Here is a 15,323-nt window from a genome sequence, read left to right as displayed (position 1 = left end):
CATCAGGTACTTTCTAAAATCCTTCCATCAGTTGCTGGCGATCGCGCTCTCAAAATACAGCCTATTCATTCACATCCCGTAATGTGCGCGAGTACAAGTCCTGGCTGACCCGAAAACCTGCCTGTTCGATTAAGCTATCCAGAAGAGGTTTGACCGATGGAATTACCCCTGTCATTTTGGCAGCAACTAGTACACCACCTAACAGTCCGGTAATTTTGATTCCATACCGTTCTGCTACGCTTCTGCCTAAACGCTCATCAATCAATAAGCGATCAGCATTCAATTCAATGGCAAGGGCGATCGCCTCTGCTTCACCTGTATCAAGCTCCAACTGTAGGCGCTCTACCAACCCATAATCTGCAATGGGACAAATCTCAATCCATTCCACCGTTAGCAGATTGATGACCTCAATCCCAAAGCTTTCTAGCTTCAACAACTCTTGATAGACCGCAGGAGGGATAACGACTTTGTTGTAGAGCAGCTTCAACAGCCCCAGATCCCCAATTATCACCAGGTTACTGATAGGCGATGTATCGCTAACAACAATCATCGCCAATTATTTTCTTTCAGACTCTTTAAGTCAGCCTCAAATTCGGCAACATCGTAATGAATGCAGATATTGCGACTGGCAAGTAATTTTTGAAACTCAATCTGGTTCATTCCCGCTATTTTGCTGGCTCTGCCTAGCGTGATCCGCTCCTGCTGAAAGAGCAGGATAGCGATTTCCCGCATCAACTCATTTTCAGTCATCTTTGCGGCTTGAAGTACCTCGTCTGAAATCACCAGGCTCATAAGTTCTCTGCCAGCGTTTGAATCTATCCTAAAGGGATTTAGCCCGAATAGCCTCCACCTTAACGAGATGCATCTTACTAAAATGAGCGATCGCAGCAAAAGCTTCCCAGTCAAAATTCCTGTCCTGATTTTTGTACTGAAAAGTTAGCCTGGGGATTAGCCTGGAAAATTGGCTTCTTAAAACAGGGTGTACTCCTTCACCGAATCGCGATCGCTTGCGGTAGAGTCTATGTACTGTGAATGGAACCTCTTACTGTGAATGGAACCCCAGTTCATGACGGACTCTGCATCGGCTGACAACCCTACCAGTGGGCTACCAGAACGGCTGGTTAAACATAAAGTGCGCTACGCTGACCATCGCGAAGTCAACCGGGCAGCGCTGACTCCCATGATGCGGCACTATGCGGAGCTAAAAGACCAGCACCCCCATGCGTTGCTGCTATACCGGATTGGGGACTTTTTTGAAACGTTCTTTCAGGATGCGATCACCATTTCGCGGGAACTGGAAATCGTTCTGACAGCCAAACATGCCGGGGAAGAGGTGGGGCAGGTGCCGCTGGCAGGGATTCCTCACCACGCCCTCGATCGCTACTGTGCCTTGCTGGTCGAGCGGGGATATGCGGTTGCCGTTTGTGACCAGGTGGAGGATGCCGCCGAAGCCCAAGGGCGACTGGTACAGCGCGAAATCACCCGCATCATTACCCCCGGAACCGTGATGGAAGAGGGGATGTTGAATGCCCGTCGCAATAACTTTCTGGCAGCCGTTGTCATAGCCGGAAGCCACTGGGGGCTTGCCTATGCCGACATCTCAACCGGAGAATTTCTCACAACTCAATCGGAAAATCTGGAACAACTGACTCAGGAGTTGATGCGACTCCAGCCATCGGAAGTGCTGGTGCCCACCGATGCCCTCGATCTGGTCAGCCTGTTGCGACCAGGGGAAAAGTCAGACCAACTGCCTGCCTGCATGCCATCCCAGTTTTGCTATACCCTCCGTTCGCAAGCTCCATTTGTGGTGTCAGAAGCGCGGTATCGACTGCTGCATCGGTTTAAACTGCGATCGCTGGAAGGCATGGGCTGTGAGCATCTACCGCTGGCAGTGAGAGCCGCCGGAGGGTTGCTGGAATATCTGGAAACAACCTCGGAGCGGAAGGTAGGGGAGCAGGAGAAACTGGGAGAACAGGGGAAGCCGAGGAAAAATCCATTGGCGCTTTCTCGGGCTTCGTTGCAGCAGGTGCCGTTGCAACCACTCTGTACCTATACCCTGTCTGAGTTTTTGGTGATTGACCACCAGACTCGCCGCAACCTGGAAATTACTCAAACAGCACGGGATGGCACCTATCATGGGTCGCTTCTGTGGGCACTGGATCGCACCACTACGGCAATGGGAAGTCGGGCATTGCGGCGTTGGCTGTTGCAGCCCTTACTAAAGGTGCAGCAGATTCGCGATCGCCAGGACAGCATTCAGGAACTCGTCGAAAACGGCTCCCTGCGCCAAAACCTGCAACGCCTGCTAAAGCAAATTTATGACCTGGAACGATTAGCCGGACGGGCAGGTTCCGGTACTGCCAATGCCCGCGACCTGGTTGCCCTGGCAGATTCCCTGGAAAAATTACCTGAATTGTCCTGTCTGGTTGATTCTGCCAACTCTCGCTATCTGAAAGATTTACAGGAAGTGCCCCCGGTTTTAGACGAACTGGGACAGACCCTGAGAGCAAATCTGGTAGATTCACCGCCCCTCTATCTCACCGAAGGCAACCTGATCCGCCCTGGAGTCAACCTGCAACTGGATAGCCTGCGGCAGCAGGTAGATGCCGACCAGAACTGGATTAAAAACCTGGAAGCGCTCGAACGGGAACGCACAGGTATCCAAACCTTAAAAGTTGGCTATAGCAAAACCTTTGGCTACTACATCAGCATCTCCCGCGCCAAAGCCGATCAGGTACCCCAGGAGTATGACCGCAAACAAACCCTGACCAACGAAGAACGCTACATCACGATCGAGCTGAAAGACCGGGAAAGCCGAATTTTACATGCGCGGGAAGATCTGAATCGACTGGAATATGAGATCTTTTCAGATCTGCGATCGCAAGTGGGCACCCACGCTGAAGAAATCCGCAACATTGCCCGCTCCGTCGCCGCCGCCGATGTCCTCTGCGGTTTAGCAGAAGTGGCTACCCTCCAAGGCTACTGCCGTCCTGAAATGATTAACACCCGCGAAATTACCCTGCTAGAAGGGCGGCATCCCGTCGTGGAGCAATCCCTTCCTGCCGGGTTTTTCGTGCCCAATTCGACGGAGATGGGGAGACGGGGAGATGGGGAGGCAGAGGCGCAGAGGAGCGGAGGAGCGGAGGAGCAGGGGGACAGAAGCGCGGAGGAGGCAGGGGAAGCACCAGGAAACACGGCATTCCCACTACTACCCACTAACAACCAACAACCAACAACTAACAACTCTCCCCTTTCCCCTCACCCCTCACCCGACTTGATCATCCTCACCGGACCCAACGCCAGCGGCAAAAGCTGTTACCTGCGGCAGGTCGGGCTAATTCAATTGATGGCGCAGGTGGGCAGTTTTGTCCCAGCACACAGAGCGAAGTTGGGAATTTGCGATCGCATCTTTACCCGCGTCGGTGCGGTAGATGACCTGGCGACAGGGCAGTCCACCTTTATGGTGGAGATGAATGAAACAGCAAATATCTTGAACCATGCCACGGGGCGATCGCTCGTGCTGCTGGATGAAATTGGTCGCGGCACCGCCACCTTTGATGGTTTGTCGATTGCCTGGGCAGTCGCAGAACACCTGGCATCCGAAATCTGCGCCCGCACCATCTTTGCCACCCACTACCACGAACTCAACGAGCTGGCATCTATCCTGCCCAATGTCGCAAACTACCAGGTGACGGTGAAGGAACTGCCTGATCAGATCGTGTTTCTCCACAAAGTTCAACCTGGAGGTGCAGACCGCTCCTACGGCATTGAGGCAGGACGTTTAGCCGGGTTGCCAAGCTCCGTTATCCAGCGGGCAAAACAAGTTATGACCCAGATTGAAAAGCACAGCAAGATCGCAGTCGGTTTACGCAAGGGAAGCCACAACGGCAACTCAGCCCACGAAAAAAATGGCAAGACCTATGCGAAGGCATCTGAACAGCCGGTAGAGCAGTTAGATATTTTTGGTGGATAGGAAGGGGGCTAAGAGAGGTGTCAGGTGTTAGGTGCCAGGTGCCAGTACAACTTAAAACTCAAAACCGCGACCCGCTACCCTAATCCCGATTACCCCTGACCCATTATCCACCTCGCAAATATAAACTTTTGTAAAACTTGACGATTTAGGGCTTAATTCTGTAAAAATAGATACAGAAACGAATCGTTCATCTTCTCGTTCTCTCAAGCCAGGTTTCTAATTAATTGGGTGAGGGGACAGATGTTTGAGAAGACGGAAGTAGGGAGTCATCCCGAAGGAACGCGCCTCAAATCGCAAAAGATTATTTAGGAGGCGAATCATGAAACTCTCTTATCGCGGCGTTCAATACGAATCCAATAACCAACCTGCGGCTGTTCCTGCCGTTGATGTTCGGTATCGTGGTGCAAACTATCGCTTACATCAGGTAGCCAGGTCTGAAAGCCTGAATGCAATTCTCAAGTATCGTGGAGCGATGTACGGCTCTCAGCCTGGTGCTCCCGTAGCATCTACTACCCCCGTTGAAGCGGCGAATCCTGCTCCGGTATTTGTTCCGGCACCCGCAGTTTCTGTTGACCAGCAAGCCCGGTTCCTGACAATGAACCACCATCGGGCTGTGAAAAACCGTCAGCAGTCGATGTTGAGCCGTTCTGCTTCTGAAGTGGGATTAAAAGCTAATCTGGCTAGCTACTGGAACCACATTCAAGGGAAAGTTCATCCCAGCTTTTGGATGACCTATGACCGTAGCCATACCGCTCTTAGCTAAAGACTGGTTGGTTGCTAATGGATAGTTGCTAGTTACTTGAGGGGAAGCCATTTCTGGCTTCCCCTGAGTTGTTTGTAGGCAACGTTCAACCGAAATGCTCATTTATCGACAGCTTAATTTACGGCGTTGCTGATTTTGGGTATGAATCGAGAGCAGTATGAATTGAAAGTCTTCAATTCATACTGCTATTCAGCACCACCTAATTTACCGATTGGACTGCAAGCGTTGTTGTTCTTGCTCAACGACATTTGACAGACCCACTTGCTCCAGGAGCGAAAGGCGATCTTGCCAGATGGTTGACTGAAGGGGATCGGAATCGGTTACGGACAAAAGACTCATGGCATCATACCAAAACCCTTGAGCCGCGTAGATCTCAGCTTTTTCAATTTTTGTCGAGATTGCTGCAAGCTGCTTTGCCATAGCCGCAGAGACCGGCTCTCGTTGGATGTTTGCCTGAGCAATCACGTCTGCCGAGCGGCGCTGGGGATTGCAAACCAGTGCTACATTCCAGCGGTAGGTTTTACCTGGCTCTAATCCTGGCTTATCTTTAGGCAATTCAATTTTCATGATGCCTGCTTTAGGCTCTGAAATTTCTTGCTCAAAAATAGCTACAGGATTTCCCGTCTCGACGAGTGAGAACACTACTGGAACTGCAACGACACTGGAAAGGTGCCAGAAAAACGTTGGATGACTGGCTGCGGTATAGCCAATCTGTTCATTGGGTGCGAGCAGTGACAATGTCCCCGTTGGAGTACTGCCTAACTCAACACATCCGCGTGACCCTGTGCCGACCGTTCGCTTCGGAGCCTTACCATTGTTCGTTCGAGGTGTATATCGGGGAGCCGCTAGAGCAGAGGAACCCAGTCCTACGCGACTGAATAGGTTACTGAAACTGGGCAGAGGGTTACTTAATCCAACAATTTGTTGGATTAAAACAGCCGATGCGATTCCGGTTACAACTTTCAGGAAGGGGCGTGGGGTAGTCATGGCTTTTCTCTAGGTACGAATTAAGGAGTGTATGAGCAGGCATTGTACGAGTCGGTACCAGGGAGGGTCAATGAGGCGGAGATGCCTGAAACAGTTATGGAAATTAGTTGATAGCTGACTAACTACTACTACAAGCTCTAAATTCTATTTCCAGATAATTGTATTAATTTTCCTATAGTCTTAGGGGTTTATATCTAGGCTGAATACAAATTAACAGCAAGTTCAAATATGAGGAGTGGGAGGTGGGGGTTTTGAGTTGAGAGTTGAGAATTTTGAGTGAGGTGGTAAGGGGGGAGAGGTTAGGCAGCGCTTTTTAGATGAGCAACCCACAACGGCGTGTGGATGAGTGGAGGAAGGGATGAGGGGGGATGGGGCTTTTGCAAGGGGAGACAGTGTCCTCAACTGGAGGGCTATTTCTGATTAGATTTGAATCCAGGAAATTTTCAATCCGTTTTAGAGACGAATGGTTCCTCTCGTTTGTCTGTTGGGTCTGCGGGAAGTAGAACCTGATAGACTTTGACGGGTTGTTCGCGTCCTCTCAGGGTGACACTACCAATCGGTTCTGCCTGACAGCATTCCTGACTGAGTAAATAGGTGGTCTCGTTTACTAATATCCGGCAAAGACTATTCTCACTGGATTTATCATAACTTTCTAATCGGGATGCCACGTTCACACTATCGCCAATGGTGGTGTAATCGAGTCTTTGAGCACTGCCCAGACTACCGATGACGACCGTACCTGTGGAGATGCCAATTCGGATATTGGCGGTTGGGCGGTTTTGCGCCTGCCATTGTTGATTCAAACTGGCGAGCCGGGTTGCCATTGCAATCGAACATCTGACTGCGTCTTGGGCATCCTTGGCGATCGCCTCTTCTGTCGTGCTGGGAATCGGCACCCCAAAGATTGCCATAACGGAATCGCCAATGAATTTATCCACAATGCCGCCATGCTCCAGAACCAGTTGGGTCATCGCTTCCATGTATTCGTTTAACCAGACCATGAGGATTTTGGGTTCAGTGTGTTCGGCAATGCCGGAAAAGTCTTTGATATCGGTGAACATGACCGTTGCGGTGATTTGTTGCCCCTGAACACGTCCTTCTGTGAGGATCTGGTGGCGATCGCGCCAGATCGCATCAGCAACTTCTGGGGTGACATGCCGCCCAAACAGGTTCATCACGGTTTGCCGGTCTTTTCGTTCTACGTCGGCAATGTAACGGGTAATCGCAACAATAGAAATCACCATTCCCATTGCCGGGGGCAACACGGGGATCCACCATCCCTGCAAAAATGCCAGAAAGGAGCCTGTTCCCAACGCACCCACGGCGACCAACATCATTAGAGGAGTCCAGCGGGTGTTGCGACCAACCCAACCCACAGTTGCCCCCAGCCCTGACCAGAGTAGAATCCATAGCCATTCCAGTGGCTCTGGCCAGACCTGGATCAAGGGTCGCCCAAACAGGGCGGAGTGGATTACCTGACTGGCAATGTTTGCCTGAATTTCGACCCCTGTCATGCGTTCGGGGGTACTGGTCCAACCGCTGCTGTAGGGGGTATAGAAGAAGTCGTTGGAACTGGAGGCGGTCGCGCCAATGATGACAATGCGATCGCGGATCAAATCTGGGGATACCTTGTCTGCCAGCACATCTGACAGAGAAACGGTCTGGAAGGTGCGGGCGGGTCCCCGGTAGTTCAACAAAATCTGCTGTCCCCCATCATCGGCTTGCACATAGGCACCATCATTTTCGCGAAAGGGGACAAAGGTGGTTTGTCCCAGTTTGAGATAGGGTGCCTCTGGATCGGGATCAATTCCGTGTTTATGGAGATGGAAGAGAGCAAGTCTAAGCCCCAGACTCTCCATGACTTCACCATTGTCTGTTTCTAAGATCAATAAACCGCGACGGATTTTGCCGTCGGCATCGGGCACGATGTCATTGGAGGCGACCTGGTCTAGTTTTTTTAAGACGGGGGGCGGGGCGATCGGGGGGTCGTCACTGTTACCGATCGCTTTTTCGATGCCAATTAGATTAGGGGTTGACTGAAATATCCGGGTTAAAGTTTCATATCCTTTGCCGACAGGGAGATCCCGATACAGGTCTAGCCCAATGGCGGTGGGTTGATGTTGCTTAATTTGGGTTAACGCCTGTGCCAGCACCCCATCTCCAATTGGCCATTGTTGTAAGGCGCGGATGTCTCCCTCTCCAATGCCCACAATCAGAATCTTGGAGTCAGTCGGTTCTACGGGACGGCGACGAAAGAACTCATCCAGTACTGCCCATTCAAAGGATTGCAGCAAGCCCGTAAAACGAACTGTAATCACAAATCCGGCAACCATTGGGGCGGTAATCCACAGCCCACGCCAATCCCAAATCTGTTTCCCCAATTTCTTCCAGGGGGCGATTTTGGAGAGGGGGGAGGGGAGAGGCATGGGGTGGGGGAGAGGGGGAGAGGGGAAAAAGTAGTTGGTTGTTAGTTGTTAGTTGTTAGTTTCTGATGGTTTAAGGCGGGGGGGGTTGCCATTAACCTACCAGAATGGGAAGTGCGGGAGGAGGGATTGCAGATGAATTTCCAGATTTCCTGGGTTTCTTGAAGCTGGGCAGTGGTGCCCAACAATATCCTGCCATCGGGGGTGACGGTCATGCCAGTGGCTTCCCGGATCGGTTGTCCCATTTTCCAGCCTGGTTGAATGGTGGCGGCGGGTATTGGGTTCTCTCCTTTTTCACTGTCTAAGTTCTGTACGCCTGTGGCGCGGTAGCTGGCTCGGATGCTGTCATAGGGCGATAGGGGCAGTCCGCCCGTGCCGGTAACGACGAAACTGCCCTGGGACTGGTTGCGGGTAGCAATGCAACGGTCTGAGACGAGGCGATCGCTACTGGCTAGCTGGTTGGCAAGTTCGGTCAGGCTGTTTTCTAAAAAGCTGAAGTCAGGCGTTTCGACATTGCCGCTGATGCCAAAGTTGGACTCAGCGTTGATATTGACCTGACCATTATTGCGAAACCGGTCTAGAGAACCTGGGTTTCGCTGCACAGGGGCAAACAGGTCGGCGATGAAGCCAATGCTGCCAATACCGGGAGCGGGTTGAATTCGGATATTGCCCCCGTTGCCATCAATGGCATTTGCCAGAATGTCGCTGTCTCGCAGGGCAATAAACTGGCTACCGACCTGAATCAGAATATTTCCACCATCGCCTCTGCCTTCTGCCACATTGGTTTGAATCAGGCTGCTATTGGTCAAAAAGATGTACTTGGCAGTGATGTCGATGTTGCCACCACTGCCGCCCTTATCCGCGGAAGCGGCAATCACCCCACCACTACTGGCCAGTAAATTACTCAGTTTGATATCAATTTCACCAGCACTACCGGAACCCTGGCTGATGCTGGTAATACGGCTGCGATCGAGATCGGGTCTGCGGTTCCAGGCATCGTCTTCAATCACTAGGTTGTTGCCCTGGATTTGCACTCGTCCGGCTTGACCACTGACGGTGGAAGTGGAAATGACACTCCCCCCCCGGATCTCGATCGTGTTCCCGCTGGCATTGGTCTGTCCCTGTTTGAAAAATGCCTGAGCCGAAACTTGCCCTTCGGTCAGGGGCAGGGGTGGTCCCACATAAACGGTAATGCTGCCACCACTGCCAGCGTTGGTATCTGCCCGCAATTCACTCCGGTTGTTCAACGTAATGCCATCGGCAACCACAATCAGATTCCCTGCTTTGCCGCTGCCTGCACTGCTGACGCTGATTTGGGAGCGATCAGTTTCCAGTCTGCGGGTCACAACGGCTAAATTTCCCGCATCCCCATTGCCCTCTGCGGTTGCCTGCAAGGTGCTGTTACCTGTAAGGCGGACTGAGTTGGTGGCTTGAATCAGCAGGTTGCCACTTTGATTGGTATCAAAGGTGAACAGGGAAGGAATGTTCTCGACATTGCCAAATACAAAGCGGCGGTTATTAATATCAATGCCAATTGCCCCCGTTTTGTCTCCCCCTTTGCCTTCCCGGGTTGAGACGGAAATGGCACTGTTGTTGTTCAGGGTCAAATCTCTGGTAAAAATCTCTAGCAGACCGGAATTGCCCAATCCCGTTGCGGTGGCTTCGATCCGGCTGTTGTCCAAATTGATAGCAGTGGAGTTGATCGTTAAGTCCCCACCCGCACCATCTTTAGAAGAAGCTGAAATGGCGCTGTTATTGGATGCATCCAGAATTCCGGTAGAGACATTGAGAAATCCAGCGTTTCCTTGTCCGGTTGCGGTGGCTTCAATGCGGCTGTTGTCTAAATTGATGGCAGTGGAATTGAGCGTTAAGCCTCCCCCCGCACCATCGACGGAGGACGCGGCGATCGCGCTGCCATTGAATGCTCTCAGGTTTCCAGTCGCGACCCGTAAAGATCCGGCTTTCCCCTGTCCGGTGGCGGTGGCTTCAATGCGGCTGTTGTCTAAATTGATGGCAGTGGAGGTAATGATTAAGTCTCCACCATCGCCATCTTTAGAAGAAGCTGAAATTGCACTGTTGTTGGATGCACTCAGGTTTCCAGTGAAGATATCGAGTAATCCCGCTTTCCCCTGTCCGGTTGCGGTAGCTTCAATTCGGCTGTTGTCTAAATTGATGGCAGTGGAAGTGATGGTTAAGTCTCCCCCTTTGCCATCAACTGAAGAGGCTGTGATTGTGCTGTTATTGGATGCTGTCAAATTTCCAGTTGAAATGCTGAGTAAACCAGCATCCCCCTGTCCGATCGCCGTTGCTTCGATGCGACTATTATTCAGAGCAATTGAAGTCGTGGCTCTGACGACCACATCCCCCCCTTGCCCATCTACAGAAGATACGGAAATTTGACTATTATTGCGAGCGGTCAGGGTATCAGTGTTAAGGGTCAGGAATCCGGCATTGCCACTACCTGTTGCCTGGGCAACCAGCCCACCTCCGTCTAAAAGAACAGACTGGACAGCATTGACTGTTAAACCACCTGCCTGCCCCTGTCCTTCGCTACTGGAGCTGACTCTGGCACCCTCTGTAATGGTGAGATTGCCTGTATTAATCGTGATATTGCCACCACCGGCTGCCACTCTGTCACTGTTTTGCAGTTCAGCCGGTAGTACCGCCCCAGTTAAAGCGATGGTGTAATCACCACCAGAGCCAAACCCACTGTTATCCCAACCACTTAAAGGTAAACTTCCGCCTGGTCCAACGGGCAGTTGCTCAAAAGTGCCATCTGGTTGTTGGACAAAATCAAAAATGGTTCCAGCCTGACTCACAGGGTCATTGTTGAATTGGGAAACCGCCAGAAAATAGGTCCCCCCTGGTGTGGGAATTCCCAGTAGGTCAGGTCTGAGAGCGGATTGCAACGTAAATTCGCTATCATCATTGGCAATGACCCCAATGCCATTGCCATCAAACAGAAACAGTTGGGTGTCAAAATTGGCTCCACCCAGGGTTGTTGCTGAGAAGGGTTCGTTCCCAGTCAACAGGATTCGATACAGATCGACATCGTTGCCACCGGCAAGGGCGCCGCTAATCAAAAAACTGGTTGCCGTCCCTGCTCCTGAAAGACTGAGGTCTTGAGCGGTTTCCAGTAGTTGCCCTGCCTCACCCGTTTCAGTCGCCGTTGTTGTATTGGATGGGGGATCCTGGGTACTGGCAAATAAGCCGGTATTTTGACCTGTCAGAGTCACTGCATTTGTAGCGTTAACAGTAATACTTCCAGCCCTAGTGTTTCCGGTGGTACTGGTCTCAACCCGGGCGCCCCCCTGGAGGGATAGGGATTCCACATCAAACTGAATGTCTCCACTTTGTCCACTCCCTTGAGGGGAGGCAGAAATCAGGGCGCGATCGCTCAGTGTGATCTGTCCTCCCAGCAAACTGACATTCCCCGCTTTACCACTCCCGCTGCTAGTGGTAAACAGCCCGCTCTCAGAGCCAGAAATATTAATCTCGTTTGCCCCAACCGCAATGCTCCCTGCATTGCCACCCCCAACAGTGGTTGCAACTAACTGTCCACCGTTGAGGATGTCAACTTTTTCTGAGTTGGTTGTGATGGTGCCATCATTGGCGATCGCCCTACCGACCCGGATGGAACCACCCGCAGCAGTGCCATTCGTGGTGGTTGTAAATACGGCTCCGTCTAAAACACTAAAGTTGCGGGTCCGAATGTCAATATCCCCACCCGTTCCATCTTTTGAAGAACTGGACGTGCCAGCACTCACCGTTCCGCCACGAGCAATCACTGAATCCCCGCTAATAGAAATGCTGCCCCCTGCTCCAGTCGCAAATGAGTCAACTTCCGTGCTGATTATGCTTACACTACCAAGATTGACGTCTCCAGTTGCTAAGAGGCGAACATCTCCTCCGGCTGCGGCACCAAAGGTATTGGCATCCAGGTCAGCATTACTGGTGATGAAACGACCCTCAATCAAAATATTGCCACCGATACCCGATTGACTATCAGAAAAGGTCGCGGTTGAAATACTTCCCTGCAAATTGACTTCCCCCGTTGCCGAGAGACTGACCTCTCCTCCCGATGCTGCCCCAAAGGTATTGGCATTGAGTTGAGCATTACTGGTGATAGAACCACCATCAATCAAAATATTGCCACCAGTTCCAGATGGGTTTACAGAAAATGTGGTGGTTGCGATACTCCCTGCAATATTGATCGCACCGGACGAAACGAGTGCGATCGTCCCACCGCTGCCTGCTCCTGCGGTCGTTGCCTCCAGAGTTCCACTGCTATTGATGGAACCTCCCTGAACAGAAATCTGACCTCCATTCCCCGTTGCACCTGCCGCAACGCCGGTACTGATGGTGCCCAATAAACCTATTGGACCTGTTGCCTGGAGAAAGATTTGACCACTGTCCCCAATTCCCTGGGTTCCAGCGGTAAGTGAACCTAAATTGGTGATAGATCCACCCTGAATGAAAATGTTGCCTCCATTTCCGGCTGCACCCGGATTAACCGTTGTGGTGATGCTGCTACTGCCATCAATGTTTACGCTGCCCTGCCGCGCATTCAGCACAACCGATGTGCCATCTTCGGTTCCTGAAGTAGTTGCCCTGATTTGAACGTTATTGAGTGAGATTGAATCGGCGGTAATGGCAATCACTCCCGGTTGCCCACCAGGAGGTGTATCTCTGCTCAAGTCCGAATTGAACAGAGCCAGAGGTCCATTGCTAGTTAACTGAAAATCTCCTCCCCCCGCATTAATGGGACTCAAAAAGCTGGCAATGCCATATTCAGCCCCCGTTCCCCTGAAAAAAATATTTCCGCCGTTAGAAATAACCGCTCCAACCGTGGCGATGCCTCTCGCAAATCCACCAGTCCCAGCACTGACACCCTCAAAGGAGATGTCCCCTCCTCCAGAGGTGACTGTGTTGAAGTTCACAATTCCTTCTGCATTGAGGCTGAATCCAGTAACGAAGATATTTCCGCCGCCTGAACCGACAATGCCCACGGTTTCAACACCTCTAGAGAAATTTCCAGGACCATTACTCGTCCCATTCAGGAAAATACTTCCCCCACTGGAACTGAGGGAACTGGTTCTAACCCCCACACTGCCATTACTGAACCCATTTAAAGCGATATTGCCCGTACTGGAAGTAATGGGTGTAGCGGCAATCACACCTTCAGCCCCATTCGCGTTAGTACTGGTGCCATTGAGGGTAATTGCACCACTGGACGAGATTAAACCACCATTGCCACCAATTCGGATACCAGCACCCCCTGCCCCGTCGGAAAAGCCTGAGAAGTTGATACTACCGACACCAGAACTGATGGGTCTGTCTACGGTGATGCCATCTCCCCCATTGCTGGTGCCATTAAACGTAATACTGCCGCCTCCGGAGTCGATGACTCCAGCATTAAAGTGACCAATACCAAACCCGGTGGTGCTGAAACCATTGATTGCAACGCTACCACCGTTAGTGATCAAGTTTCCTTGCAAACCAACACCACCCACATTGGTGCCACCCCCGACATGGAATCCGTTGAGATTGACCGCACCTCCACCCGAGTTGATATCCACAAAGTAGGAAATAATGCCCCAACTGGCGACGGCTGTGCTTCCAGCGGTACCACCCGTCATGGTGATACTGCCACCGCCCGTACTAATGGGGGCAGCAATGCTAATGCCCTGAACCGAAGGACTGACACCATAGGCTTGCAGGTTGCCACCTCCTGTGGCGATCGCCCCATTGATAAACACACTCCCCACCCCTGTGTTATCGCTATCACCGAACAATCCCAGATTGAGACTGTCAGGCGTAAGCGGATTGCTATCCCCAATTGGAGCATTGATGAAAATGTTGCTTTGAGCATTCAGGGTGAGGCTTCGGTTGGCACCAATACCGTTAAAGTCCAGGGGCGATGCCAGGGTGATGTTCCCTGCCTGGGTACCTGTGTCAGGCACACCAGAGGGAGGAGCCGTGGTGATGGTGACATTGGTTCCTGTTGCCAGTCGAGCCAGGATATCCGCCGTTGAAATAACGGCATCATCTCCCGTTGGCGTAAAGATGTCTGGATTGGTGCCACTAAAGAGTCCGTTGCTGGAAGGAACTGTGTTGCTAATGATGACATTTCGCGGATCCAGCAACCAGGTTCCAGCTAATCCATTGCTGGCAGAGGCATCAACATTCGCTCCAAAGACATCTAGAAATCCAGCACTGGAGGTTTCAATCAACCCACCATTTCCCCCCATTGCCGCACCACGGGCACTGAGGCTGCCATAAACCCGAGTTGAAGTATCCGACCAGACCGCAATTTGTCCCCCATTGGAAGGCTGGGCACCCCCGGTACCATCAGCACGAATCGTGGCATTGGGACTGATGTAGGTAGCAGTCGCCGTTGGCAATGGCCCCTGCCCCTGAAAGTCCCCGCCAATCCGAACCGTACCGCCACCCAGTGCACTGGACACATCAATCAGGGCATTGTTCAGCAGAGCGACGCGATCGCCCAACATTTGCACTGTGCCCCCCGCTGCCTGCAAACTGCCCGTACTGGTGACGGTGCCGCCAAATAAGGTCAGGCTCTGCTCCTGGGGAACTGCCAGATTTCCCTGATTGTGAATGTCACCCCGTTGATTTGCCAGCGCATTCAAAAACAGGGCATCCGGCTGCACAGCCAGCAAGTTACTGCGCTGCGGTTCCGTGGCACTATAAAGCCCCGTTTCGCCTAGACGAATTTCACTGGCAGTCGATGCCACAAACGAACCGCTCACATCCAGACTGGCATTGGCACCAAACAGGATGCCATTCGGGTTCAGCAAAAACAGATTGGCATTTCCCAGCACGCCCAACCTGCCCAGAATATTGGATGGATTACCCCCAGTCACTCGACTGAGGATATTTTCCACCCCTGCCGGATTACTGAAATAGGCTCCGCGTCCGGCACCGACATTAAAATCCAGGAAGCTATGAAACAGGTTGATACCCCGTAACGCACCGCCATCAATGCGATCGCTCACCACCCCCCGAATCATTACATTCGGCACCACCACCGAACCTTCCGTTCCTAGAGTGGTATCTGGATTAATTTGGGCGATCGCCGGAGAACACAGGCAAGCCAGGGAGAGGGTGCCGGTCAGGTAGAGGAGGGGGAGGGGACGGTTCATGGCAAGGATGAAGG

The 15,323-nt window shown here is 52.0% G+C and carries 7 protein-coding genes and 1 riboswitch; of the genes, 2 read left to right on the top strand and 5 right to left on the bottom strand.

Annotated elements, in window-relative coordinates; genetic code table 11:
- Positions 1-61 precede the first annotated feature (61 nt).
- On the bottom strand, positions 62-550 hold the full coding sequence (locus AC1S52_RS31820) for a PIN domain-containing protein (RefSeq protein WP_482033067.1): 489 nt from the start codon (positions 548-550) through the stop codon (positions 62-64).
- The gene (locus AC1S52_RS31815; RefSeq protein WP_482033066.1) at positions 547-792 is read right to left on the bottom strand and encodes a UPF0175 family protein; all 246 of its coding nucleotides are present in this window, start codon (positions 790-792) and stop codon (positions 547-549) included. The genes AC1S52_RS31820 and AC1S52_RS31815 overlap by 4 nt, the downstream gene beginning before the upstream one ends.
- Before the next feature lie 274 nt (positions 793-1,066).
- Here AC1S52_RS31815 and mutS point away from each other — a divergent pair, with 274 nt between their 5' ends.
- Both mutS and gifA read left to right on the top strand, forming a co-directional pair.
- Entirely contained in the window at positions 1,067-3,973 is a 2,907-nt protein-coding gene (gene mutS / locus AC1S52_RS31810; RefSeq protein WP_482033065.1) for a DNA mismatch repair protein MutS, read from the top strand.
- A gap of 182 nt (positions 3,974-4,155) precedes the next feature.
- Positions 4,156-4,259: riboswitch (Glutamine riboswitch) on the top strand.
- A 33-nt stretch (positions 4,260-4,292) separates the two neighbouring features.
- Entirely contained in the window at positions 4,293-4,736 is a 444-nt protein-coding gene (gifA, locus tag AC1S52_RS31805) for a glutamine synthetase inactivation factor IF7A (RefSeq protein ID WP_482033064.1), read from the top strand.
- Between the two features lie 204 nt (positions 4,737-4,940).
- On the opposite strand, the gene AC1S52_RS31800 is transcribed toward gifA, so the two are convergent.
- The 3 genes from AC1S52_RS31800 to AC1S52_RS31790 form a co-directional block, all read right to left on the bottom strand.
- Positions 4,941-5,723: a DUF928 domain-containing protein gene (locus AC1S52_RS31800; RefSeq protein WP_482033063.1), complete on the bottom strand. Its 783-nt coding sequence runs from the start codon at positions 5,721-5,723 to the stop codon at positions 4,941-4,943.
- Positions 5,724-6,166: 443 nt separating this feature from the next.
- Entirely contained in the window at positions 6,167-8,149 is a 1,983-nt protein-coding gene (locus AC1S52_RS31795) for a CHASE2 domain-containing protein (RefSeq protein WP_482033062.1), read from the bottom strand.
- 41 nt (positions 8,150-8,190) lie between these two features.
- The gene (locus AC1S52_RS31790; RefSeq protein WP_482033061.1) at positions 8,191-15,309 is read right to left on the bottom strand and encodes a two-partner secretion domain-containing protein; all 7,119 of its coding nucleotides are present in this window, start codon (positions 15,307-15,309) and stop codon (positions 8,191-8,193) included.
- Positions 15,310-15,323 lie beyond the last annotated feature (14 nt).

The sequence above is a fragment of the Kovacikia sp. CALU 1929 genome, from assembly GCF_056784235.1.
Note: the sequence above shows the minus strand (reverse complement) of the source record. Positions and strands in the feature narration are given on the sequence as shown.

Bases quoted from the DNA above. Each gene is read 5' to 3' on its own strand.
- AC1S52_RS31820 (WP_482033067.1), bottom strand. From the start codon at position 550: ATGATTGTTGTTAGCGATACATCGCCTATCAGTAACCTGGTGATAATT.
- AC1S52_RS31815 (WP_482033066.1), bottom strand. From the start codon at position 792: ATGAGCCTGGTGATTTCAGACGAGGTACTTCAAGCCGCAAAGATGACT.
- mutS (WP_482033065.1), top strand. From the start codon at position 1,067: ATGACGGACTCTGCATCGGCTGACAACCCTACCAGTGGGCTACCAGAA.
- gifA (WP_482033064.1), top strand. From the start codon at position 4,293: ATGAAACTCTCTTATCGCGGCGTTCAATACGAATCCAATAACCAACCT.
- AC1S52_RS31800 (WP_482033063.1), bottom strand. From the start codon at position 5,723: ATGACTACCCCACGCCCCTTCCTGAAAGTTGTAACCGGAATCGCATCG.
- AC1S52_RS31795 (WP_482033062.1), bottom strand. From the start codon at position 8,149: ATGCCTCTCCCCTCCCCCCTCTCCAAAATCGCCCCCTGGAAGAAATTG.
- AC1S52_RS31790 (WP_482033061.1), bottom strand. From the start codon at position 15,309: ATGAACCGTCCCCTCCCCCTCCTCTACCTGACCGGCACCCTCTCCCTG.